Origin of the sequence: Microbispora rosea, from assembly GCF_900156315.1 — a bacterium.
Classification (GTDB): Bacteria; Actinomycetota; Actinomycetes; order Streptosporangiales; family Streptosporangiaceae; genus Microbispora; species Microbispora rosea.
The window spans coordinates 1-21,249 of sequence record NZ_FTNI01000006.1 but is presented as its reverse complement, the minus strand read 5'-3'; the positions used below and the strand labels follow the sequence as shown (position 1 = coordinate 21,249).

Here is a 21,249-nt window from a genome sequence, read left to right as displayed (position 1 = left end):
ACCAGGCGCACCGGTTGACCAGGGTACCGGATATCCGGCACCCAGGTCGAACCGAGCGGACCGCCGGGTGACGAAGTCGTTACTCCGCCGTCTTCCTGCGGGAACGTCGCCGTCCCCGGGAAGACGAGGCGGAGCCGTCGCCCCCGTCTGAGTCGGTGGAATCGGCGTCGATGGCGTCGGTGACGCTCTCACGCACCGAGCCCGCCGCCGCGGCGACGGAGCCTTCGCTCGCCGCCACCTTCTCGGCCACCGCCTTCTCGATGGCCATCTTGCCCTGCGTGCCGCGCGGCTCGGGCTTCGCCTCGACCGGTTCGGTCGACACGATGATCCCGCGCCCGTGGCAGCAGTCGCACGGCGTGGAGAACGCCTCCAGCAGGCCCTGGCCGACCCGCTTGCGCGTCATCTGCACCAGACCCAGCGAGGTGACCTCCGCCACCTGGTGCTTGGTCCGGTCCCGCGCCAGGCACTCCAGCAGCCGCCGGAGCACCAGGTCGCGATTGCTCTCCAAAACCATGTCGATGAAGTCGATCACGATGATGCCGCCGATGTCCCGCAGCCTGAGCTGGCGGACGATCTCCTCGGCCGCCTCCAGGTTGTTGCGGGTGACGGTCTCCTCGAGGTTGCCGCCCTGCCCGGTGAACTTGCCGGTGTTGACGTCGACGACCGTCATCGCCTCGGTCCTGTCGATCACCAGCGAACCGCCGGACGGCAGCCACACCTTGCGCTCCATCGCCTTGGCGATCTGCTCGTCGATGCGGTAGGCGGAGAACGCGTCGGTCTCCTCCTCCCACTTCGACAGCCGCTCGGCGAGGTGCGGGGCGACGTAGCGGACGTACTCGTCCACCGTCGTCCACGCCTCGTCGCCCTCGACGACCAGGGAGCTGAAGTCCTCGTTGAAGACGTCGCGGACCACCCTGACGGTCAGGTCGGGCTCGCCGGACAGCAACTCCGGCGGGCTGGCCGACTTGGCCTTGCGCTGGATGTTCTCCCACTGGGCCGACAGCCGGGCGACGTCGCGGCTGAGCTCCTCCTCCGAGGCGCCCTCCGCGGCGGTGCGCACGATGACGCCCGCGTTCTCCGGCATGACCTTGCGCAGGATCTGCTTGAGCCGGGCCCGTTCCTTGTCGGGCAGCTTGCGGCTGATCCCGGTCATCGAGCCGTCCGGCACGTAGACCAGGTAGCGGCCGGGGAGGCTGATCTGCGAGGTCAGCCGGGCGCCCTTGTGGCCGATCGGGTCCTTGGTGACCTGGACGAGCACCGACTGCCCGGACTTCAGCGCCGCCTCGATCCGCTTGGGCTGGCCCTCCAGCCCAGCGGTGTCGAAGTTCACCTCGCCGGCGTACAGCACGGCGTTGCGGCCCTTGCCGATGTCCACGAACGCCGCCTCCATCGAGGGCAGCACGTTCTGGACCTTGCCGAGGTAGACGTTGCCGACGTACGACTGGCTGGACTCCCGGTCGACGTAGTGCTCGACGAGGACGCCGTCCTCGAGCACCGCGATCTGGGTGCGGCCGCCCTGGCGGCGCACGACCATGAGTCGCTCGACCGACTCGCGCCGGGCCAGGAACTCCGACTCGGTGATGATCGGGGGACGGCGCCGGCCCAGCTCGCGGCCCTCACGGCGGCGCTGCTTCTTGGCCTCCAGCCGGGTCGATCCCCGTACGCCCTGGACCTCGTCAACGGAGGTGGACCTGGTCGCGCGGGGCGCCCGGATGCGGACGACGGTGTTCGGCGGGTCGTCGGGGGCCAGATCGGCCTCCTCCGTGCCCCTGCGGCGGCGACGGCGACGGCGCCGGGTGCCGGCCTGGCCCTCGGAGTCGTCCTCCGCCTGCTCGCGGTCGTCCTCCTCGGCCGACGCGGCCTGCGGCTCCTCGCCCTCGCCTTCCTGCTCCTCGCCGTCCTCGCCGTCCCTGGTGCGGGCACCGCGTCCGCGTCCGCCCCTGCGGCGGCGCCGCCTGCGGGCGCCGCCCTCGGACTCGTCCTCGCCGGACTCGGCGGTCTCCTCCGGCTCCTCGGACTCCGCCTCCTCGTCCTCCACCGGCTCGGCCACGGGTGCGGGCGCGGGCGACGCGGCCCTCTGCACCGGCACCGCGAACGGGTCGGGGGCCTGGAAGAGCGGCTGGAACAGCGCCGACGGCGCCTGGAAGGTCACCGAGGGCACGGACGGCTGCTGCGCGGACAGGCCGAAGGGGTCGGCCACCACGTCCGGCCGCCCGCCGTCCTCATCGGCGTCGACGTCTTCCATGTCGACGTCCTCGATGTCGAGCGGCTCGTCGTCCAGCGGCTCCTCGTCGGGCAGGTTGAGCCGCAGCGCGGCGTCGACCTCCGCCTCAGCGGCGCTCATCGCCCTGGATCGTTCCGGCTCCGGCTCTTCCGCACGGGCCCGGCGGCGGCGCCTCGGCGCGGCGGGCTCCTCGGCCCGCACGTCCCGCGACGGCTCCTCGGCCTGCACCGTTTCCGCCTGCTCCGGCTGCTGGGACGGCTCGGTCTCGTCGGTCCGCTTGCGGCTCCGGCGACGCCGGGTGGGCGCGGCCGGCTCGTCCTGCGCGGCCGGTGCCGTCACCGTGACGGCCGACGCGGCGTCCGATGCGGTCTCCGTGGCGGACGGCGCCGTCTCCGCGACGGCCGGTGCCGGCGGCTCCTCGGCGACCGGCTCCTCGGCGGCCTTGGTGCGGCGGCGGGTGGCCCGCTTGGGCCGTTCCTTCGCGACCGGCTCCTCCTGCGCGGGGGCCTCGCCGGGCTCGGCCGCCGTGGTCTGCGCGGCCTCCGGTTCCGTGGTTTCCGCGGCCTTCGGCATCGCTGCCGCCGCCACGGTGGTCACCGGTGGCGGCAGGTCGTCGGGCTCGGGCGGCGGCCCGGCCGGGCGGCTCGCCGACCGGCGGCGCCGGGTCGTGGACACGCCTGACGGACCGGAGGAAACCGCGTCTCCCCCGGCCTGGCCGCGTTCTTCTGTTGTCGTGTCACCGTCAAGGCTCACAGCCCCGTCAGTGGGCTCGTTGTCGAGCATGCGGGCGCTCTCCCGTCAGCCTCCGGGCACGTTGCCGCGCCGCGCGAAGGCTCTCGTCTCTCGCGGTCCGCCGGGCTTCCTGTCGGCGCCTCGGCGGCAAGTCTTATCGGTCTCCGCCTGCCCGGTCGAAGGCGAACGGGTCGGCGGGCTCACCGGTCATCGCGTCGAGCGGCCCCTGCGCCAGCCTGGTCACCGCAGCGGGTGACGGCGGCGCGAAGCCTGCCACGAGACGCAGACCCATGAGCACGTCATCGGGCCGGACGGCAGGTGTTTCGTGCCGAACAACCATACGAAGTATGACACACGGTTGAACGGTCTCCTGACCTGCCGTAATTCCCGGCTCCCCCACGACGGCCAGCGAACGCACCGCCTGGCGGGCGTCGAACCGCCGCATTCCCTTCTTGGTCAGGCGTTCGACCTCCACCAGGTCGGCCGAGAGGAACTCCTTCACCGCCCGCTCCGCCTCGCCCGGATCGGCCCCGGGGAGCCGCAGCTCCCACACCGAGCCCTCCAGCCGATCGGCGAGGTTCCCGTCCCGCGCCTCCACCACGTCGAGCACGTCCAGCCCCGGCGGCAGCGAGGCGTCGAGGTCGTCGCGAACCTGCCGTGGGTCGCACGGCCGGTTCACCCCGATCTCGAGGTACTCGGCCTCGCTCGCCACTCCGGTGGGGGCGGCGCCGGCATAGGAGATCTTCGGGTGCGGGCTGAAGCCGGCGCTGTAGGCAACCGGGATGCCGGCTCGCCGCACCGCCCTTTCGACGGCGCGGGAGATGTCGCGGTGACTGGTGAAACGCAGGCGGCCCCGCTTGGCGTAGCGCACGCGGAGGCGCTGCACGGTGGGTTCGGGCGCGGGCCCGTCGGGAACGGGTTTCAGAGTTCCGTCGTCCTTCCGCTTTCGGTCGATCGTCTTTCAGGATAGGCCGTGAGCGTCAGATCACGGTGAGTGGCAGCAGTTTTCTGCCCGTGGGGCCGATCTGGATCTCCGTCCCCATCGTGGGGCAGACGCCGCAGTCGTAGCAGGGCGTCCAGCGGCAGTCCTCGACCTCGACGTTGTTGACCGCGTCCTGCCAGTCCTGCCACAGCCACTCGCGGTCGAGACCGGCGTCGAGGTGATCCCAGGGAAGCACCTCGTGCTCGTCTCGCTCGCGCGTCGTGTACCAGTCCACGTCGACCGGCACGTCGGCGAGGGCGCGCTCGGCCGCGGCCATCCACCGCTCGAACGAGAAGTGCTCGCTCCAGCCGTCGAACCGGCCGCCGTCCTCCCAGACGGCCCGGATGACCCGGCCCACCCGGCGGTCGCCCCGCGACAGCAGCCCCTCCACGATCGACGGCTTGCCGTCGTGGTAGCGGTAGCCGATGGCCCTGCCGTACTCCTTGTCGGAGCGCAGGGCGTCGCGCAGCGCGCGCAGCCGGCGGTCCACCGTCTCGTGGTCACCCTGGGCGGCCCACTGGAACGGCGTGTGCGGCTTGGGCACGAACCCGCCGATGGAGACCGTGCAGCGGATGTCACGTGAGCCGGTCGCCTCGCGGCCGGCCTTGATGACCTTCTTGGCCAGGTCGGCGATGCCGAGGACGTCCACGTCCTCCTCCGTCGGGAGCCCGCACATGAAGTAGAGCTTCACCTGCCGCCAGCCGTTGGAGTAGGCGGTGGTGACCGTGCGGATGAGGTCCTCCTCGGTGACCATCTTGTTGATCACCTTGCGCATCCGCTCGGACCCGCCCTCAGGCGCGAACGTGAGCCCGGAACGGCGGCCGTTGCGGGACAGCTCGTTCGCCAGGTCGATGTTGAACGCGTCGACCCGGGTGGAGGGCAGGGACAGGCCGACCTGGCTGCCCTCGTAACGGTCGGCGAGACCCCTGGTGACGTCGGCGATCTCGGAGTGGTCCGCGCTGGACAGCGACAGCAGCCCGACCTCGCTGAAGCCGGACTCCTTGATCCCCGCCTCGACCATGTCGCCGATCGTGGTGATCGACCGCTCCCGCACCGGACGGGTGATCATCCCCGCCTGGCAGAAACGGCAGCCCCGGGTGCAGCCCCGGAAGATCTCGACACTGAACCGCTCGTGCACGGTCTCGGCGAGCGGGACCAGCGGTTTCTTCGGGTACGGCCACTCGTCGAGGTCCATGACCGTGTGCTTGAAAACGCGCGTCGGCACGCCGTCGCGGTTGGGGACGACGCGCATGATGCGGCCGTCCGGGTGGTACTCGACGTCATAGAACTTCGGGACGTACACCCCGCCGGTGGAGGCGAGGCGCATCAGCAGCTCGTCGCGGCCGCCGGGCGAGCCCTCGGCCTTCCACTCGCGCAGCACCTCGGAGATCGCGATCGCGATCTGCTCGCCGTCGCCGAGCACGGCGGCGTCGAGGAAGTCGGCGATGGGCTCCGGGTTGAACGCGGCGTGACCGCCCGCCAGCACGATCGGGTCCTCGTCGGTGCGGTCCGCCGCCTCCAGCGGGATCCCCGCCAGGTCGAGCGCGGTGAGGAGGTTGGTGTAGCCGAGTTCGGTGGCGAACGACACCCCGAGGACGTCGAACGCGCGAACCGGCCGGTGCCCGTCCACGGTGAACTGCGGGACACCCTCGGACCGCATGAGCGCCTCGAGGTCGGGCCACACCGCGTAGGTGCGCTCCGCCAGCGTCTCGGGCAGCTCGTTGAGGATCTCGTAGAGGATCTGCACCCCCTGGTTGGGCAGACCGACCTCGTAGGCGTCCGGATACATCAGGGCCCACCGGACGGTCGCCTCGTCCCAGTCCTTGACCGTCGAGTTCAGCTCGCCCCCGACATACTGGATCGGCTTCTGCACCTTGGGCAGCAGCGGCTCCAGGCGGGGAAACAACGACTCGACAGACATGCCTCCAGGGTATCGGCTCCGGCGAGTGGCCCCTGCGGATCTTCCGTCCTCAGAAGGGGTGCCAGATCCGGTCGTCGCCCGCGCGCAGCGAGGCCAGGCGATGGCGCAGCTCCGCGTGCGCGCGGTCGTCGCGGTGCCCGAGGCGCAGCACGGCCGTCAGCGTCTGGAGCTCCCGGATGTCACGCAGCACCGGATAGCCCGGCCAGTCCCTGACGTCGCACCCGTACGCGCGGGCGAAGCCGTCGCGCTGGGCGTCGGACAGGCCGAACCGGGCACCCTGCAGGGTGGGCACCAGGTCGACCTCGCGCGGCCCGGCGCTGGCCGAATCCCAGTCGCACAGCAGGATCCGGTCCGCGGTGCGGATCAGGTTGCCCCGGTGCGCGTCGCCGTGGACCAGCCCGTACGGCAGGGCGAACTCGACGCGCTCGTAGCAGGCCTCCTCCAGCGCCGCGCACCGGTCCAGCAGCCACTCCCGCTCCTCGCCGTCCAAGACGAGGCTCGCCCGCACGGCCCGCCGTACGCGGCCGAAGGGATCGTAGGTCGGCAGCGCGAACGGGACCGGCGGCAGGGAGTGCAGCCACCGCAGCAGCAGGCCGAGCGGGACCGGGTCGCCGTCGTCCGCGCCGTCCTCGTAGTGCCAGAAGGTCGCCAGGCAGCCCTGGACGGCCAGCGGCTGGCGCACGTCGAGCGGCAGCGTGACGGGGAAGCCCTGCTCGTGCAGCCAGCGCGTGACCTTGAGCGAGGTGGCCAGTCTGTCGTACTTGCCGGGCGTGCCGGCCTCCGCCAGGCGGACGACGACCCCCTCGCCCGGCAGGTGGTACACCACGTTGGCGAAACTGCGCAGCAACCGTGCGCCGTCGGCGCTCAGCCCCGCCTGACGGCACGCCTCCGTGAGCGCGGGCGGGGTGCCGGCGACGGTGGAGACGCTCATCGCGGATCCCCCTCGCCTCCCAGCGCCTCGGACGGAGCCTCGGGCAGCGCCCGGGCGGCCGACTGGGGCAGCCCGGTCGCGCAGAACGCCTCCAGCCGCCCGGCGAGCTCTCCCCGCACCATCGGCGTGCAGGTCAGCACCGTGGATTGCAGGGTCTCTGCCAGGCTGTCGATCCTGCGCTCCGGCGGCAGGTCCAGCAGCGGCGTCAGGGCCCGCTCTGCCGCACCGGGGTCGTCCTCCAGCAGGAGGGCGACGGCCAGGTGCGCCCCGGCCATCGCCTCGCAGCCATACGACCGGTTCTGGCGGTCCTCCCGCGCGTACAGGCCGAGCGCGGTGCGGGCCTGCTCGATCGCCCGGCCCGCCTGTCCGAGGTGCAGGTGCGTGACCGCCGCGTAGTAGGCGTGCTTGGCGGGCCGGAAGGCGAACTCCCCGGCGAACCCGTCGTGCAGCTCGTCCCCGGTGCCCGCCTCGCGGGCGTCCGCCGCCTTGAGCAGGTCGTCCTCCGCCTCGCGGGTCCGGCCGAGCATCGCGCCCGCCCGCGCCCGCAGCAGGTGCAGCCGCGCGGCGCCCTGGCCCCGGTGCAGGGTGGTGAGGCCGTCCTCGGCGTATCCCACCGCGTCCTCGTACCGCCGGTCCCACAGCGCGACCGACGCCTGCATGCCACGCGCCCAGCCCATGAGCGACCGGTGGCCGGAGATCCTGCCGTACGTCCACGCCGCGCGGGCGAGGGTGTCGGCGGGTACCCGGCGGCCCATGTCCATGCTCGCGTTGGCCATCAGCCCGCACAGCGTCCCGGCCAGGAAGAACAGTTCACCGGCCTGGGCCGGGTGGACGCGTCGCTCCAGCGCCCGGCGGGTCTGCTCCTGCAGCGCCCGCATCTCCACGAACAGCGGCAGCGGCGCCTCCCAGACGTACCGGCGGGACAGCCAGATCACCTGCGTGCGCAGCCGTTCCAGCGTGCTGTCGCCGATCTCGCTCGTCTCCACCCGCTCGGCGTGCTCGCTCGCCTCCCGCGCGGCGGCGCTGATCAGGTCGGGCGCGGTACGCCGCCGCCAGACGTCGGGGGGCCGCATCTCCGGCGGCGTGTAGTCCTTGGCGAACCCGAGCTGCACCGGGCCCGTCTCGAGCAGGCGGCACAGCAGGTCGGTGTAGTCGCGGTCGGGCCGCGCCCCGGCCTCCCACTCCCGCCAGGACCGCTCGCTCAGTCCCCTGCGCTTGACCTGCTCGCGGTCGCACATCGCGTGGAAGCGCTCGATCGCCTCCTCCACCGTCCACCCGTACGCCAGGCGCAGGCACTTGAAGCGGGTCAGCCGCGGGCAGCACAGGTGGATCTCGTCGGCGATCTGATGGAGGACCGCGGTCGTCGGCGGCCCCCCGAGCGCGGCGAGGGTGCGCTCGCGAATGCCGCCGGCGATCTGGATGGCGGATCGGTCCCCGCCGCGTGAGGGTGTCGTCATCGGCTCTCCCAGTGGTGACACCCGCACGCTAACGCCGTACGTGTCACGAACCGGTCACCTCGCGCACTGCGAGTCCCTCTCCACCGAGTGAAGAGGAGTGATGGTGCCGCCGCTGCGCAGCTGGGCCGTGAAGAGCTGGCCGCACAGGCTCGCCGGCGTCTCGGCGAACCACACCGTGGGCGGGTCTCCCGCGGCCGCGGCGGCCCACCTCCCGGCGCTGTACACGATCCGGTAGTCGGGGAATGCCGTGCGCAGCAGGTCAAGGGCGCGCTGACGTTCCCGCGTCTCGTCGTCCGGAGTCACCGTTCCTCCGTAATGGTCCGTTCAGCCCCCGAACCTGTTCCGTTCTCATGATGTTCGCCGCGTGGTTCGGGCACCAGTGAGAGCCGGGGTCCGCCACCCTGCGGACGGCTCTCATGCGGACGGCGCGGGTCACATGGGCCGCGACCTGAGATGGATGGCCTGCAAGATGGCCACCGCCGTCATGTTCGCGAACGTCGCCGTGCCGCCGTAGGAGACGAACGGCAGCGGCACGCCGGTGATCGGCATGATGCCGATCGTCATGCCGACGTTGACGAGGGTCTGGAAGGCCAGCCACGCGACGATGCCGGCGGAGACGAGCGCGCTGAACCGGTCGCCGCACATCCGGGCGATCCGCACGCCGCGCAGCAGCACCACGCCGAGCAGGGCGACCACGGTGACCGACCCGACGAAGCCGAGTTCCTCGCCCGCGACGGTGAAGATGAAGTCGGTGTGCTGCTCGGGCACGAAGCGTCCCGTGGTCTGGCCTCCGTGGAACAGGCCCTTGCCGAAGACCTCGCCGGACCCGATCGCCACCAGCGCCTGCGTGCTGTTGTAGCCCACGCCGCGCGGGTCGCTCGACGGGTCGATGAGCGCGGTGAAGCGCGCCACCTGGTAGGGCTTGAGCAGCCCCAGCGACCACACCGCCAGCCCCGCGAGAGCCGCGAGCAGCACCCCGGCCAGCACCCAGCGCTTGCGTATCCCGGCGAAGACGATGATCGCGCCGGTCGTCGCCATCAGCACCATCGTGGTGCCGAGGTCGGGCTGCAGCATGACCAGCGCCGCCGCCGCGCCCGCCGCCGCCAGGGACAGCGCGAGACCGGAGGCCCTCGGCCGGTCCTTGATCTTCCCCTTCTCGGACGTCGGGGCCAGCAGCCGCGCCAGTATCACCACCAGCGCCGGCTTCATCAGCTCGGCGGGCTGCAGGGCGAAGCCCCCTCCGAGCAGGATCCACGAGTGGTGGCCGTTGATCGTCGAACCCATCGGACTGATGACCAGGATCAGCCCGACGACGGCGATGCCGTACAGGACCGGCGCGTACGTGCGCAGCCAGCGGTAGTCGCTCACCGCGACCGCGCTGTAGAGGGCCAGGCCGATGAGCAGGTTGAGCACGTGCTTCTTGGCCATGCCCGTCGGCTCGATCGACGACCACGTCCGGGTGGCCGACCAGACCAGCAGCGTGCCGACCGCGCTGAGCGCGACCACCGCGCCGAACAGCAGCCAGTCCATCCGCCAGACGACCGATCCCCGGCCGACGACGCGGCTCGCGAGCGACCTCCGCCGTACCCCGATGGCTTCAGTCATGGCAGATCCGCCTCACTGCGTTTCGCGGCTGATGGCCGGCAGCCGCGTCACCGGTTTGCCGTCCGGAAGCGCCGGCTTGAGCGGCTTGCCGTCGTCCCCCTTGCCGAGGCCGTAGATCCCCTCCCAGATGCGCCGCACCGCGGGCGCGGCGGTCGAGGCGCCGAAGCCGCCCTGCGCCACCATGACCACGGTGACCAGCCGCGGATTGTCCGCAGGCGCGAAGGACGCGAACCACGACGTGTCCTCCTTGCCGTAGACCTCCGCCGTACCGGTCTTGCCGCCGATCTTGACGATGTTCAACGGGAACCCGCGGAACACCGCCGCGGCCGTGCCGTCCGAGGGCACCTCGCTGAGCGCCTTGCGGATGTAGGTGCGGGTCTCGTCGTTGACCGGCAGGTGCGCCACGACCGGGACCGGGATCTCCTGCTTAAGGGTGCCGTCCGGACGCATCAGCGCCCAGCCGACACGCGGGCTGCGCACGTTGCCGTCGCCCAGCAGCGCCGCGTACGCCCGCGCGAGCTGAAGAGGGGTGACCAGGACGTCGCCCTGGCCGATCGAGAGGTTGACCGCCTCGTAGGCGTGGAAGATCATGCCCTCCAGGCAGTTCTCGTTGGCCAGCCGCTTGGCGAACGCGGCCCGGCTCTGGTCCTTCATCTCCGGATAGCCGATCTTGGCCCGCTTGCACATCTCCGACTTCGTGGTGTTGTACAGGTCGAGCTTCCACGCGCGGGTCGGGATGCGGCCGGCGGACTCGCCGGGCAGGTCGATGCCGGTGCGCTTGCCGAAGCCGTAGGCCTTGGCCATATTCGGCATCGGCTCCTTGACCTTGGCCTTGGGCGTCTTGCCGCCGTCGCGCAGCCACTCCTCGTACCCCGCCTTGTAGAACACGGTGTCGCACGACTTGACCAGCGCCTCGTGCAGCGAGATCGCGCCCAGGCTCATGCCGCCCGCGTTCGGGTACGACCGGCCCTCGACGTTGTAGGAACCCGGGCACTGGTAGGTGCCGTGCAGGGGCTCGCCGTCGGCGATCATCGCCGACACGGAGCTGATCTTGAAGGTCGAACCCGGCGCGTACTCGCCGGCGATCGCCCGCGACACCAACGGCTTGCCCGACTTGTCCGACAGCAGCCGCCGGTAGTCCTTCTCCGCGATGCCGCCCGTCCAGACCTTGGGGTCGTACGTCGGCCGGCTGGCCATCGCGATCACCCGGCCGGTCTTGATGTCGAGCACCACACCGGCGGCGCCGTCCGAGCTGGGCACCTCCTGCATGGCCTGGTCCAGGGACTTCTCGACGATGCGCTGCACCTTGGCGTCGATGCTGGTCACCAGGATGTCGCCGGGGACCGGGTCGGACTGCTGGTTGACCGTGATGACCTTGCCCATGCGGTCGACCTGGACGTTGCGCAGTCCGGGCGTGCCGCGCAGGGCGGAGTCATAGGTGCGCTCGAGCCCGTCGCGGCCGGTGAGGTCGACGCCCGAGTAGTTGGCCTTGAGACCCTCGCGCTTTTCCAGCTCGCTCTGGGTCACCGGCTGCAGGTAGCCGAGGAGCTGTGCGGCGTCCTTGCCGTTGGGATAGTCGCGCATCGCCTGGATGTCGGCCGTGACGCCGGGGAAGTCCTCCTGGCGTTCCAGGATCTGCAGCGCCGCCCGGGGGTTGACGTTGTCGGCGACCGGGATCGGCGTGTACGGCGAGCCGGGCCAGCACGGGCGGCTGATCCCGGGGCCGCACGCCCGGATCTCCTGCTTCAGCTTCGACAGCGGCACCTTCAGCACGGCGGACAGCCGCCGCAGGACAGCGTCGCCGCCGTCCGGCATCCGCTCCAGCCGGCCACGGTCCACGGAGACCACCAGCGTCGTACGGTTGCGCACGAGCGGGCGGCCGGAGGCGTCGAGGATCGCCCCGCGCAGGGCGGGCACCCGCACCTCGCGGGTGCGCGTCTCCGTCGCGACCGTGACGAACCGCGACCCCTGCACCACCTGGACCTGCCACAGCCGGACGACAAGCACCACGATCATGGCGATGACCATTACCTGAAGGACGATCAGGCGTCCGCGCAAACGTGTCATGCCGTCCCCCGTCTCCAGCTCGGCACGAGCTCGCCACCGCCTGCGCGCCTGCGATGGCCGCCGTGCGTGACCTTGACCGCCCAGAGCACCAGCGGAGCGGCCACGAGATTGCAGACCGCGGCCCGGGGCCATGCTGTCGCGAGCACCGCCCAGGTGACCCCCGGCGCGCCGATCAACGCGCCCAGACCCGCCAGCATGCCGGGCGCGACCACGCCGCACACCGCCACCGCGAGCAGCGGCACCCGGTCTCCCAACCGCCCGGCCGCGTAGCCGAGGGCGCACAGCACCAGCGCGTACTGGCCCAGCGTGTGGTTGGAGGGAGGCAGCAGGTCGTAGGCGAGCCCGCCGCAGAAGCCGATCACCGCACCCGGCACGGCCCCGCGCCTGGTCGCGAGTGCGGCCACCGTCAACAGCACCAGGTCGGGCGCCCAGGAGAACAGCAGCCGGTTGACCACGCTGGCCTGAAGCACCAGAGCGACGAAGAGCAGCAGCGCGGCGAGGATGTTGCGGGCCATGGGTCAGTCCCTCTCACCGCGGCCATCGTGCTGCCGGGGCGCGTCGCGCGGCTCGGCGGCGGCGGGCGGTTCGTGCGCGGCGGGCGGCTCGTGCCCCTGCTGTTCGTGTCCTTGCTGCTCGTGCCCCTGCTGTTCCTGGGCGTACCGCTCTTGGGCGCGCTGCTCCCCGTCCACGGCCTGCGTGCCGTGCCGGCCGCGCCGCTCCCGCGCGGCCTCGGGCATCTGCCGTTCGGCCGTGGCCCGCGACTCGTCGCCCGCCCCGCGGCCCCCGTCGCCGAGCCCCCACTCGGCCTCCAGCGAGGCGCGCCCCTGCCCGCGGCTGTCGTCGCCATGCCGCTTGTCCTCACGCGGCGGCTTCGGCGGCGGCGGCTTCGGCGGCAGCACCGCGTCACGCGGATCACGCTTCGGCGTCGCGACCACCACGCCGACGACGTCCAGCGCGGAGAAGTCGGCGAAGGGCCGCGCGTAGGCCGTCCTGGTCACCTCGCCCGGCGTGTTGTCCACCCGCTCGACCACGCCGATCGGCACCCCCGGCACGTACGGCTTGCTCTGCTGGGAACCGAACGAGACGATCCGGCGGCCCACGCCGATCGGCACGGTGGAGTCGAGCAGGCGGAACCTGATGAGGTTGCCGCCGCCGCCCGCCTCGCCGAGGCCGCTCACGACGCCGAGCTCGTTGCCGCCCTCCAGCCTGGCCCCGGCCGACAGGGCCGGGTCGGTCAGCAGGGCCACCGTCGAGCCGGCCGGGCCCGCCTGGACGACGCGGCCGACCAGCCCGGCATCGCTGAGCACCGTCATGTCGGGCCGGATGCCGTCACCGGTGCCGGCGTCGATCTCGACAGTGTCCTCGAAACCGGCCACCGTACGCCGCGCGACGACCTGGGCCGGCACGATGCGGTAGCGGCCGAGCCCCGCCAGCCCGAGCATGCGGTCCAGCTTGTCGGCCCGCGCCGTGTCGAGCCGCTGCGCCGACACCTCGTCCCGCAGCCGCGCGTTCTCCTTGCGCAGGTCGGCGATGGCGCGCCGCGCGGAGGGCGCGTCGCGCAGCATGCCGACGAATCCGGTGATCGGCCTGGTGACGGCGGCGCCGACGCGCTCGGCCTTCCCGAACACGGCGCCCGCGAAGTCGCGCACCGGGCCGAGGACGTGGTCGTTCCCGGCCCGGCGATCCACCGTGATGAGGATCAGCGCCACGGCGAGGAGGAGTCCGAGCATGAGACGGGCGCGGCGGGTGTCTCTCATGACGCTCCTTAGTTGCGGGGCTCCGGCACGAGCACCTGCTGGAGGGCTTCAAAGTCCTCCACGCATCGCCCGGAGCCGAGCGCGACCGAGTCGAGCGCGTTCTCGGCCAGGTGGACCGGCATGCCGGTCTCCTCACGCAACCGGTCGACCATGCCGCGCAGCAGGGCGCCGCCGCCGGTCACGGCGATTCCCCGGTCCATCAGGTCGCCGGAGAGCTCCGGCGGGCACTTGTCCAGCGTCGACTTCACCGCGTCGACGATCGCGTTGACCGGCTCGGCGATCGACCGGCGGATCTCCTCGGCGCTGATGACGACCGTCTTCGGCAGGCCGCTGACCAGGTCGCGGCCGCGCACCTCGGCGTGGAAGTCCTCGCCCGTGACGCAGGCGGACCCGACGGCGATCTTGACCTCCTCCGCCGTGCGCTCGCCCAGCATCAGCGAGTACTCCTTCTTGGCGAAGGCGATGACCGCCTGGTCGAGTTCGTCGCCCCCGACGCGGATCGACTGGCTGGTCACGATGCCGCCCATCGAGATGATGGCCACCTCGGTGGTGCCGCCGCCGATGTCGACGACCATGTTCCCGGTCGGCTCGTGGACCGGCAGGCCCGCTCCGATCGCGGCCGCCATCGGTTCCTCGATGATGTACACACGGCGGGCCCCGGCCTGGTAGCCGGCTTCCTTCACGGCGCGTTGCTCCACCGCGGTGATGCCACTCGGCACGGCCACGATGATGCGCGGCCGCACGAAATGCCGCCGTTTGTGGATCTTCTGGATGAAGTACCGCAGCATTCGCTCGGTCACATCGAAATCCGCGATGACACCGTCCCTCAGGGGACGAATCGCGACGATGTTTCCGGGCGTCCGCCCGATCATCCGCTTCGCTTCTATCCCAACTGCCACGATCTTGCCTGTCGTGACGTTGATGGCGACGACGGACGGCTCGTTCAGGACGATGCCGCGCCCTCGGACGTAGACGAGAGTGTTCGCCGTGCCAAGGTCGACAGCCATGTCACGGCCCAGGAATGTCAGCTTGCTGCCCATGCGGAAGGAAGCCTTCCTTCAGGTGGTTAGCGGTTACCGGGTTCAGCGGGAGTGCGGGATGACGCATCGCATTCGAATCGTAACGGCATGTGCTCATCACTGGGCACATCGAGCTCTCAAGCCCCCGGAAAAACCGATGTCCCCCTGCCTAAGCTCGGTCACCACCTGGAAAAACACGAGAGGCCCCGGTTTAAACCGGGGCCTCTCGTGTGGCAAGGACTAGAAACGGTCGGGAAAGAAAATCTTGATTTCCCGGGCCGCGGACTCCGGAGAATCGGAGCCGTGCACGACGTTCTCGCCGATCTCCAGGGCGTGGTCGCCGCGGATGGTGCCGGGCGCGGACTTCACCGGATCGGTCAGGCCGGCCAGCGCGCGGAACGCCTCGACGGCCCGCGGACCCTCGAGCACCATCGCGACCAGCGGGCCGCCGGTGATGAACTCCACCAGCTCGCCGAAGAACGGACGCTCGGAGTGCTCGGCGTAGTGGGCCTTTGCCGTCTCGGCGTCGAGCGTGCGCAGGTCCATCGCCACGATCTTGAGGCCCTTGCGCTCGATGCGGCCGATGACGTCCCCGATGAGGCCGCGACGGACCCCGTCGGGCTTGATCAGGACAAGCGTACGCTCGGACACGGTCTCTTCTCCTAAAGTCGTTTGACTCGCCAAACACGGTGACCCGGCGGATCGCGGGCCCACCCGTCAAGCGTCTGGGGAGCTCCGGCTCGGAAGCTCCGACGCAACGGCAGCTTACCGGTCCGGGAACGCCGCTCCGATCGGACGAGGCCGGTCCCGGCGGGTCCGGTTCCGGCGGGTCTGGGGCGGAGCGGCGGAGCATCTCGGGCGTGGCCGCGTGCGGACGGCGGGTCTTCCTGCGTGTGCCGTGTCAGTGCGCGGGGCCGGCGTTCCCGGAGACGTCGTCGTCCTCCTCCGGAGACGGGGTCGGCAACGGGATCACCACGTCACCATCCGCCGACGCGGCGGCGGCCCGCCGGGCCAGGACGGAGGCGAGCACGATCACTCCGACCACGACGAACCCACCGACAAGCGCCCACATGTGCAGCGCGTCGATAAACCCGTTGACCAGGGCGTTTCCGTCACCCTGCGCGGTCTCCGCGGCGTCGCGCAGCCGGTTCACCTGGATGCCGGTGCCGAGCAGGAAGCCCGCGAGCACGGCCGGGAAGCACAGCGACAGGCCCAGCATCGCCGACCCGAGACCCGCCGTGCGGAACGCGCCGACCAGCGCCACCGCCGACCCCGCGGCCAGCAGGACGAACGGCACCACCAGTGGCGTGCCCGACGGCGCCGGGACCAGCAGCCTGATCGCGGCCAGCCCCACGACGACGGCCGCGAGACCGAGGACCGTCATCCGAGCCGCGAACGCCTCGGGCGCCCGGCCCGCGAGGACGGCGCCCACGAGGGCGGTCGCCGCGGCCACCAGGAACGGCACCCACAGACCCTTGAGGCCGGGACCGCCCAGCGGGCCGCCGAGCTCGATGTAGGTCATCTGCGCCGCGGTCGGCAACACCACCAGGCCCACCGCGACGTTGACGAAGGCGAGCGTACGGCCGCCGGGCCCCTCGAACGTGCCGAGTGCCGCGAGGGCCAGCATCGCCACCACCACGACGGCCGCGGCGACGACGACCAGGCGCGGCGGCCAGTCGAAGGTGATCCCGACGCCCAGCACCGCGATGGCCGCGGCGGGCACGATGGCGAGCGCGAGCCGCCCGCGCTCCACCGACGTCGGCCGGCCCGCGGGCAGGATCTCCCCCTCGGCCCGCGAGACGCCGTCGCCGGAGATCATCCAGAGCACCAGGTATGCCGCGGCGAGGGCCAGCGCCACCCCGGTGAGCAGCGGGTACGGCTGAAGGGTGACCTGCCAGGAGGACACGTCCCGGATCGCCCACAGGGCGAGAGCCTGGGCCGACAGCAACGAGGCGGCGAGCGCGCCCGCCCAGATCGGCAGCAGCACCCGGTGCCGGGGACGCTCGGCGACCGCGACCAGAGTCGCCGGAACGAGCATGCCCGCGCCGATCCCGTGGAGCACGCGCAGCACGCCGACGAGCGCGACGGTGTCGGTGTAGCCCCCCGCGACGTCGGCGAGCGCGAGCAGCGTGAGCCCCGCCACGAGGATCGGCGCCGCGCGGAACCTGCGTACCGCGACCGCGGCGAGCGGCACGGTCACCAGCATGGCGGGCAGCGCCAGGCCGTGCGCGCGGATCATGTCGACCTGCGACACGCCGGGCGGCAGCAGCGCCGCCACAACGGAGATCGTGTTCGGGATGGCGACGAGCGCGAGAGGAAGGGCCACCAGGGTGAGCAGCCCGATGACGACGTCGACCAGCAGAGGGACGCGCACGGCTCGGACCGGCACGGCGGCCCGAGCCTGCGGTACGGGAGGGACGGCCATGCTTGCCGACTTTAGCGCTTCGTCGTCCCCTCGACACGGCGAGCGACGAAGATGGCCGTTATCCACAGGGCGGCAAAGATCACCCCGAGGAAGAACATGACCGGGACCAGGAATCCTGTGGCGATTGTCAGGACTTCCAGCACAGTGCCTGCGATATAGGCGTACGGGCGTTTCAGCATGCCGGCGACCACCACGCACAGGACGGCCAGACCGAGCCCGACCGTCAGCGCGATCGGAGTGGACACGCCGTTGATGGTGATCGCCACCGGGATGATGAGCGCGACGACGATCGCCTGCATCCCGAGGACGGTCGCACAGAGCCGGCGCATGCCGGGGGTCACCTCGAACACGGCGCTGCTCATTTGGCGGCCTTGAGGAGGATGCGCGCCTCGCCCGCGGTCACGACCGAACCGGTGATGAGGACGCCCGAGCCGATCTCGTCGCCCTGGTCGGCCAGCGCGATGCCCCTGTCGATGGCGTCGTCGAGCCGGTCCTCGATGTGGACACGCCCCTCGCCGAACACGGCCTCCGCACGCGTCGCGAGATCGTCCGGGCTGAGCGAGCGAGGAGAGGAGTTGCGGGTGACCACGATCTCCTCGACCACCGGTTCCAGCAGGTCCAAAATCGTGTCCACGTCCTTGTCCGCCATCACGGCCACCACGGCGACGAGCCGGGTGAACCCGAACGCCTCGGTCAGGGCCTCGACCGTGGCCTCCATGCCCGCCGGGTTGTGCGCCGCGTCGACCAGGACGGTCGGGCCCCGCCGCACCATCTCCAGCCGGCCGGGGCTGCTCACCTGCGCGAAGGCCTGCCGTACGACCTCATCGCCCAGCGGGTCGTCGCCGGCCGTCAGCGCCTCCACCGCGGCCAGGGCGCCTGCGGCGTTGCCCGCCTGGTGCGCGCCGTACAAGGGCAGGAACACGTCCTCGTACACGCCTTTCAAGCCCCTGAGCTGGAGCATCTGACCGCCCATCGCGAGCTCGCGATGCAGCACGCCGAACTCCAACCCCTCGCGGGCGACCACCGCACCGACCTCGGCCGCCCGCCGCATCAGCACCTCGGCGGCAGGCAGCGCCTGCTGCGCCAGCACCGTCGTCGCCTTCGGCTTGATGATGCCGGCCTTCTCTCCGGCGATCGTCGCGATGTCCGGGCCGAGGTAGTCCGTGTGATCCAGCGAGACGGGCGTGATGACGGCGACCGTCCCGTCGGCCACGTTCGTCGCGTCCCAGGTGCCGCCCATACCGGTCTCGACCACGGCGACGTCCACGGGAGCGTCCGCGAACGCGGCGAACGCCATCGCCGTCAGCACCTCGAAGAAACTCAGCTTGCCCACCCTGGCGTCGATCATCTCGAGGTAGGGCGCGACGTCCTGGTACACCTCGGCGAACCGCTCCTCCGACAGGGGCTCGCCGTCGATCGAGATGCGCTCACGCATCGAGTGCAGATGAGGGCTCGTGTAGCGGCCCACCCGCAGGTTACGCTCGCGCAGCAGCGCCTCGACCATGCGCGCGGTGCTCGTCTTCCCGTTGGTGCCCGCGACATGAACGACCTTGTACGAATTCTGGGGGTCGCCGAGGATCTCCATCAGTGCGGTGATCCGATCAAGAGTGGGGCTGAAATCCCACTCCACTCCCCGTGCCATGATCGCTTGCTCGACGGCTCGATATTCCACGACCCTCAGCGTACGGGAACTCATGGCCACCCCTTCATGAGGTGGTACGTCGTGCAGGTGTCATGAGCAGGCGTAGCAGGGCGGGGTCCGCTCTCGTGGTGATGGGCGTTGGGAATCGGTCGGGTCGGGGTTGTTGCGGTTGAGCCGCCGGTCGGGGTCGGTCGGGTCGGCGGCCGGATGAGGTTGGGGGTTGGGGGCGCGGTAGGTGGGGTGGGGTCGGAGGTTGGGACGTCACTGCGCCGGCCGGAAGCTCCGGTCCTCGCGAAGCCCGCTCCGCTGGGCCTTCGCTGCGGTCCTCCCTCCCGCCCGCTCCGCTCCTCCCGCACCACCGCTCGCGCCGCCGACAGCATCACCCCATGACACGAGCCAGCCCACACGACGAGCCGACCAGGCAACCCCACACCAGCCCATGCCACCCACGGAGGCGGGGGGACACCCCCTCCCCGCGTCCCACAGCACCCCCTACTAGTGCTTTGTTAGGTCAGCCTGTTGTGTCTGGTCGGTTTCTGTAGGTAGTGGTGGGATGCGGGCGTGACCCCCGAGCACCTCGCGCATGTCCGCCGGCAACTGGAGTCCTTCGCCGCTGAGATGTTCGCTCCTTTGACCCGCCGGGATCAGCGGGCCAAAGCGCTGACCTACCTGCGGGGCCTGCTGCTGGACGGCCGCCGCAAGTCGATGCAGCCGATGGCCGAACGCCTGGGCATCGACCACCAAAGACTGCAGCAGTTCCTCACCTCCTCCACCTGGGACCTCACCCAAGTGCGCCGGCACTTGGCCACCCGGGCGATCGACACCATCGCCCCTGAGGCGTGGGTGATCGACGACACCGGCTTCCCCAAGGACGGGATCGCCTCACCCGGGGTGGCCCGGCAGCACTCCGGCACCCTGGGCAAGGTCGGCAACTGCCAGATCGGCGTCAGCGTCCACGCCGTCACCGACGCCGCCTCCTGCCCCCTGAACTGGCGCCTGTTCCTGCCACCCTCCTGGGACGTCGAGCAGGCCCCTGATGAAGTCGCCGCCGAACAGATCACCGCGCGCCGCACCCGCTGCGCCATCCCCGCCGACCAGGGCCACCGCCCCAAATGGCAGCTCGCCGTGGAGATGCTCGATGAGCTGGCCGCATGGGGCCTTGCGCCCCCGCTGGTGGTGGCCGATGCCGCCTACGGCGACAACGCTCACCTGCGCGCGGCCCTTGCCGAACGCGGCCTGCACTACGTGGTGCAGGTCAAAGGCGCCGTCACCGCCCACCACGCCACCGACGAACCCGACCCGGCCACCTATTCGGGCCGCGGCCGCCCGCCCCGCCCGCACCGCTACCCCACCCGGCCGATCAGTCTGCGCGAGCACGTGCTGGCCGCCGGGCGGCAGGCAGCACTGACGGTGACCTGGCGCACCGGCTCCAAAGGAGCCATGGCCTCCCAGTTCGTCATCCTGCCCGTTCGCGTCGCCGGACGCAGGCCCCGCCCCGCAGCCGACGGATCGCTGCCGGTCAGTGTCCTGATCGCGCAATGGCCTGCCGGTGAGACCGAGCCGATCAAGTACTGGCTGACCAACCTGTCCGCCGACACCCCGCCCGCCACGCTGGTCGCCCTGGCAAAGATCCGCTGGCGGATCGAGCACGACTACCGCGAGCTGAAAACCGGCCTGGGCCTGGACCACTTCGAAGGCCGCTCCTGGATCGGCTGGCACCGCCACGTCACCCTGGTCACCGCCGCCCACCTGTTCTGTACCGAACTGCGCTTACACGACCCAAAAGCCGCAGCCTGACCCTCTACACGATCCTCAAAGAACTCCAGGTGCTCCTGGCCACCTGGACCGGCCGCTGCCCCACCTGCTCTCAACGACCACCCTGATCACCTAACAAAGCACTACTACACGGTGCCCCCGGAAGGAACGGCCCCCTAGACAGGCCCCCGAAAGAACGGGCCCTGGACATGCGAAAGCCCCGGCCAACCATGACCGGGGCACCACCCCTCCACACGCCACCCACCACACCCGCAACCAGGCGCGGGGGAAAACAAACACACCCGCCGGCGAAACACCCACCACGGGAACCCCGGAAGCCGGAAGAAGGAAACACCCCCCGGAAATGCGGAAGGGCCACCCACAAAGGATGACCCTCCCACATACCAAAGATTGTCCGGCGGCGTCCTACTCTCCCACACCGTCCCCGGTGCAGTACCATCGGCGCTGGCAGGCTTAACTTCCGGGTTCGGAATGTAACCGGGTGTTTCCCTACCGCCATAACCGCCGTAACCCCACGAAACACACAACCACACGGTTGCTGTCTCTGAGATCACATAGTGAACGCGAGCATAATATGGTCAAGTCCTCGGCCTATTAGTACCGGTCAGCTCCACACATTACTGCGCTTCCACTTCCGGCCTATCAACCCCATCATCTCTAGGGGGCCTTACCCACACAAGGTGGTGGGAGACCTCATCTTGAGGCGAGCTT

General features: G+C 71.0%; 16 protein-coding genes and 2 rRNA genes. 1 reads left to right on the top strand and 17 read right to left on the bottom strand.

Annotated features, from left to right (window positions below; translation table 11 throughout):
* Positions 1-79 precede the first annotated feature (79 nt).
* The 15 genes from BXA11_RS10495 to BXA11_RS10425 form a co-directional block, all read right to left on the bottom strand.
* Positions 80-2,344, bottom strand: coding sequence for an Rne/Rng family ribonuclease (locus tag BXA11_RS10495; protein WP_373320550.1), 2,265 nt, complete (start codon positions 2,342-2,344; stop codon positions 80-82).
* Between the two features lie 766 nt (positions 2,345-3,110).
* Positions 3,111-3,842, bottom strand: coding sequence for a TIGR03936 family radical SAM-associated protein (locus BXA11_RS10490; protein WP_076434352.1), 732 nt, complete (start codon positions 3,840-3,842; stop codon positions 3,111-3,113).
* Positions 3,843-3,936: 94 nt separating this feature from the next.
* Positions 3,937-5,859: a TIGR03960 family B12-binding radical SAM protein gene (locus BXA11_RS10485; RefSeq protein ID WP_030505851.1), complete on the bottom strand. Its 1,923-nt coding sequence runs from the start codon at positions 5,857-5,859 to the stop codon at positions 3,937-3,939.
* Positions 5,860-5,908: 49 nt separating this feature from the next.
* Positions 5,909-6,790, bottom strand: a complete 882-nt coding sequence (locus BXA11_RS10480; RefSeq protein ID WP_051761218.1) for a phosphotransferase enzyme family protein — start codon at positions 6,788-6,790, stop codon at positions 5,909-5,911.
* Positions 6,787-8,247, bottom strand: a complete 1,461-nt coding sequence (locus BXA11_RS10475; RefSeq protein WP_076434351.1) for an NsdA family TPR-like regulatory protein — start codon at positions 8,245-8,247, stop codon at positions 6,787-6,789. The genes BXA11_RS10480 and BXA11_RS10475 overlap by 4 nt, the downstream gene beginning before the upstream one ends.
* Before the next feature lie 54 nt (positions 8,248-8,301).
* Positions 8,302-8,550 (bottom strand): hypothetical protein, encoded by a 249-nt coding sequence (locus BXA11_RS10470; protein ID WP_030505854.1) that lies wholly within the window; start codon positions 8,548-8,550, stop codon positions 8,302-8,304.
* Positions 8,551-8,679: 129 nt separating this feature from the next.
* Positions 8,680-9,852 carry a rod shape-determining protein RodA gene (rodA, locus tag BXA11_RS10465; protein ID WP_030505855.1) on the bottom strand — a complete coding sequence of 391 codons (1,173 nt, stop codon included), beginning with the start codon at positions 9,850-9,852 and terminating at the stop codon, positions 8,680-8,682.
* A gap of 12 nt (positions 9,853-9,864) precedes the next feature.
* Positions 9,865-11,919, bottom strand: coding sequence for a penicillin-binding protein 2 (mrdA, locus tag BXA11_RS10460; protein ID WP_030505856.1), 2,055 nt, complete (start codon positions 11,917-11,919; stop codon positions 9,865-9,867).
* Positions 11,916-12,434 carry a rod shape-determining protein MreD gene (gene mreD, locus BXA11_RS10455; RefSeq protein ID WP_051761220.1) on the bottom strand — a complete coding sequence of 173 codons (519 nt, stop codon included), beginning with the start codon at positions 12,432-12,434 and terminating at the stop codon, positions 11,916-11,918. The genes mrdA and mreD overlap by 4 nt, the downstream gene beginning before the upstream one ends.
* Before the next feature lie 3 nt (positions 12,435-12,437).
* Positions 12,438-13,676 (bottom strand): rod shape-determining protein MreC, encoded by a 1,239-nt coding sequence (gene mreC, locus BXA11_RS10450; protein ID WP_083744127.1) that lies wholly within the window; start codon positions 13,674-13,676, stop codon positions 12,438-12,440.
* An 8-nt stretch (positions 13,677-13,684) separates the two neighbouring features.
* Positions 13,685-14,716 carry a rod shape-determining protein gene (locus BXA11_RS10445; RefSeq protein WP_076434349.1) on the bottom strand — a complete coding sequence of 344 codons (1,032 nt, stop codon included), beginning with the start codon at positions 14,714-14,716 and terminating at the stop codon, positions 13,685-13,687.
* A 219-nt stretch (positions 14,717-14,935) separates the two neighbouring features.
* Positions 14,936-15,346, bottom strand: coding sequence for a nucleoside-diphosphate kinase (gene ndk, locus BXA11_RS10440; RefSeq protein ID WP_030505860.1), 411 nt, complete (start codon positions 15,344-15,346; stop codon positions 14,936-14,938).
* A 250-nt stretch (positions 15,347-15,596) separates the two neighbouring features.
* Entirely contained in the window at positions 15,597-17,120 is a 1,524-nt protein-coding gene (locus BXA11_RS10435; protein ID WP_076434348.1) for a hypothetical protein, read from the bottom strand.
* 11 nt (positions 17,121-17,131) lie between these two features.
* Positions 17,132-17,470 carry a DUF4233 domain-containing protein gene (locus tag BXA11_RS10430; protein ID WP_143734187.1) on the bottom strand — a complete coding sequence of 113 codons (339 nt, stop codon included), beginning with the start codon at positions 17,468-17,470 and terminating at the stop codon, positions 17,132-17,134.
* 8 nt (positions 17,471-17,478) lie between these two features.
* Positions 17,479-18,816 (bottom strand): bifunctional folylpolyglutamate synthase/dihydrofolate synthase, encoded by a 1,338-nt coding sequence (locus tag BXA11_RS10425; RefSeq protein ID WP_076434347.1) that lies wholly within the window; start codon positions 18,814-18,816, stop codon positions 17,479-17,481.
* 507 nt (positions 18,817-19,323) lie between these two features.
* Here BXA11_RS10425 and BXA11_RS10420 point away from each other — a divergent pair.
* Complete coding sequence (locus BXA11_RS10420; protein ID WP_373320549.1) at positions 19,324-20,559, top strand: IS701 family transposase; 1,236 nt, start codon at positions 19,324-19,326, stop codon at positions 20,557-20,559.
* A 371-nt stretch (positions 20,560-20,930) separates the two neighbouring features.
* Here BXA11_RS10420 and rrf read toward each other — a convergent pair.
* Together rrf and BXA11_RS10410 are read right to left on the bottom strand one after the other, a co-directional pair.
* Positions 20,931-21,047: ribosomal RNA gene (rrf, locus tag BXA11_RS10415) — 5S ribosomal RNA — on the bottom strand.
* Between the two features lie 65 nt (positions 21,048-21,112).
* Positions 21,113-21,249: ribosomal RNA gene (locus tag BXA11_RS10410) — 23S ribosomal RNA — on the bottom strand; the annotation flags it as partial.

Bases quoted from the DNA above. Each gene is read 5' to 3' on its own strand.
- BXA11_RS10495 (WP_373320550.1), bottom strand. From the start codon at position 2,344: ATGAGCGCCGCTGAGGCGGAGGTCGACGCCGCGCTGCGGCTCAACCTG.
- BXA11_RS10485 (WP_030505851.1), bottom strand. From the start codon at position 5,859: ATGTCTGTCGAGTCGTTGTTTCCCCGCCTGGAGCCGCTGCTGCCCAAG.
- BXA11_RS10480 (WP_051761218.1), bottom strand. From the start codon at position 6,790: ATGAGCGTCTCCACCGTCGCCGGCACCCCGCCCGCGCTCACGGAGGCG.
- BXA11_RS10475 (WP_076434351.1), bottom strand. From the start codon at position 8,247: ATGACGACACCCTCACGCGGCGGGGACCGATCCGCCATCCAGATCGCC.
- rodA (WP_030505855.1), bottom strand. From the start codon at position 9,852: ATGACTGAAGCCATCGGGGTACGGCGGAGGTCGCTCGCGAGCCGCGTC.
- mrdA (WP_030505856.1), bottom strand. From the start codon at position 11,919: ATGACACGTTTGCGCGGACGCCTGATCGTCCTTCAGGTAATGGTCATC.
- mreD (WP_051761220.1), bottom strand. From the start codon at position 12,434: ATGGCCCGCAACATCCTCGCCGCGCTGCTGCTCTTCGTCGCTCTGGTG.
- mreC (WP_083744127.1), bottom strand. From the start codon at position 13,676: ATGAGAGACACCCGCCGCGCCCGTCTCATGCTCGGACTCCTCCTCGCC.
- BXA11_RS10445 (WP_076434349.1), bottom strand. From the start codon at position 14,716: ATGGGCAGCAAGCTGACATTCCTGGGCCGTGACATGGCTGTCGACCTT.
- BXA11_RS10435 (WP_076434348.1), bottom strand. From the start codon at position 17,120: ATGGCCGTCCCTCCCGTACCGCAGGCTCGGGCCGCCGTGCCGGTCCGA.
- BXA11_RS10425 (WP_076434347.1), bottom strand. From the start codon at position 18,816: ATGAGTTCCCGTACGCTGAGGGTCGTGGAATATCGAGCCGTCGAGCAA.